Source organism: Acetivibrio ethanolgignens (genome assembly GCF_001461035.1).
Taxonomy (GTDB): domain Bacteria; phylum Bacillota; class Clostridia; order Lachnospirales; family Lachnospiraceae; genus Velocimicrobium; species Velocimicrobium ethanolgignens.
The window spans coordinates 1-1,834 of record NZ_LNAM01000075.1 but is presented as its reverse complement, the minus strand read 5'-3'; the positions used below and the strand labels follow the sequence as shown (position 1 = coordinate 1,834).

Sequence of the window (1,834 nt, the reverse complement as noted above, 5' to 3'; positions counted from 1 at the left end):
ATGATGTTGGGGTCAAAAGCCCCGCTATAGTACCTTGAAAAGTTCATATATTTTGTAGCCTAAATGGTTTACTTGCTGTATAATAGAGATATCTAAGGAAAGAAGGTAATCTCTATGTCATTCAAAGAAAACGCTTACCAGCAAATGTCATTTACGGATAGTTTCTCCGGATTAACTGCCAGAGAACAAAAAGCACTGGATAAATCCTGGGCAAAGGTCTTTGCAGATGAAATATTTCCTGCCATTGATGAAAAGCGTTTTTCTGTCTTATACAGTGATAAGGCATCCAGACCGAATACTCCGGTCAACGTGATTGTTGGTGCTCTCATTATCAAAGAGCTTTTTGATTATTCCGATGACGAGATGGTTGAAAATCTTATGCTGGATTTTCGAATTCAGTATGCCCTGCATACAACAAGTTTTGAAGAACAGCCTTTGAGTGACAAGACCTTAAGCCGTTTCCGCAAGAGGTGTTATGATTATGAAACTCTTCACAACAAGGATCTCTACCACGATTGTGTGAAAGATTTAAGTGCTTCCATTGCAAAGCTGATGGGAATCAGTGGAAAAGTCAGGCGTATGGATTCCATGATGATTGAATCCAACATCCGCAAACTCAGTCGGATGGAACTGATATACACCTGCATCGCGAAGCTGGCGGTGTATGTGAATAAAATCAATGGTTCCGCTCTGTCTGACGATTTAAAACACTATATCGATCCTAACGATTTTAACAGAGTGATTTATCATCAGCACAGTACCAATGCAGATGATCGTATAAAGCAACTCTTAACGGATGCAGATAAACTCCTTGCCTTGTGTGAGTCTGGTTACAATGATTCAACAGAGTATGATCTGTTTGTCAGATGCCTTTCAGAACAGACCATTGTTGAAAATGAAAAGCGCAGACTCCGGACAAAAGAAGACGGTGGCATGAAATCATCCATGCTGCAAAATCCTTCTGATCCGGAAGCTACATTCCGAAGCAAGGCAGGAAAAGAGCATCGGGGATATGCAGCCAATCTTGAGGAATCAGTTGGAGCCAGTGGTTCTGTTGTAACAGAGTATCAGTATGAGCAAAACAACCACAGTGACAGTCAGTTTATCCAAGAACACCTTGAGCAGATGGGTAAACAGGAAGAACGGACTGTTATAGTCGCAGATGGAGCATACAGCGGAACAGAAAACACACAACTTGCAGCTGATAAAAACGTAGAACTGATTACCACAAGCCTGACAGGGAAACCAGCTCCAGATATCCTTGCTGATTTTGAATTTAACGAAGAGGGAACAAAAGTCCTCCGATGTCCAGCTGGCCATTCACCAAAAAGCTGTTCTTATATGAAACAAAGCAATCAGTGTGCCGTTTCCTTTCTGCATGAGCAGTGTGTAGGCTGTCCGTATCAGGATCAATGCAAGCCGAAGATCTATAAGCGGGTTGCAAAAATAGTAACATCCAAAGCAGCTCATGAACGTGCAAAAATCCAGAGGAACATGAGCAGCGAAGAATTCAAAAATTATGCAAGGCTCCGTAATGGAGTGGAAACTGTTCCGTCAAATATCCGAAAGAATTACCATTTGGAAAAGATGCCTCGTGGAAAACAGCGTGGCAAGTTCTTTTTTGGTTCCAAAATAGCAGCGTTGAATTTCCGAAAACTCTTCAATTATGTGAAGGGTCTGGGAAACTATGCCCAAAATCCGGTACTTGCATAAAACAAGGGAGGGAATACCCAGCATATATCCCAAAAAGTCCGGCGATATACTACAAAATATGAATTTTTCAAGGTACTATAGGAGAAGGGACAAATCTATTTATGGTTTTGACCTCAATATC

At 41.4% G+C, this 1,834-nt stretch carries 1 protein-coding gene; it reads left to right on the top strand.

Annotated elements, in window-relative coordinates:
- The first annotated feature begins 114 nt into the window (after nt 1–114).
- On the top strand, nt 115–1,713 hold the full coding sequence (locus tag ASU35_RS04555; protein ID WP_058351876.1) for a transposase: 1,599 nt from the start codon (nt 115–117) through the stop codon (nt 1,711–1,713).
- The last annotated feature ends 121 nt before the right edge of the window (nt 1,714–1,834 follow it).

Bases quoted from the DNA above. Each gene is read 5' to 3' on its own strand.
- ASU35_RS04555 (WP_058351876.1), top strand. From the start codon at position 115: ATGTCATTCAAAGAAAACGCTTACCAGCAAATGTCATTTACGGATAGT.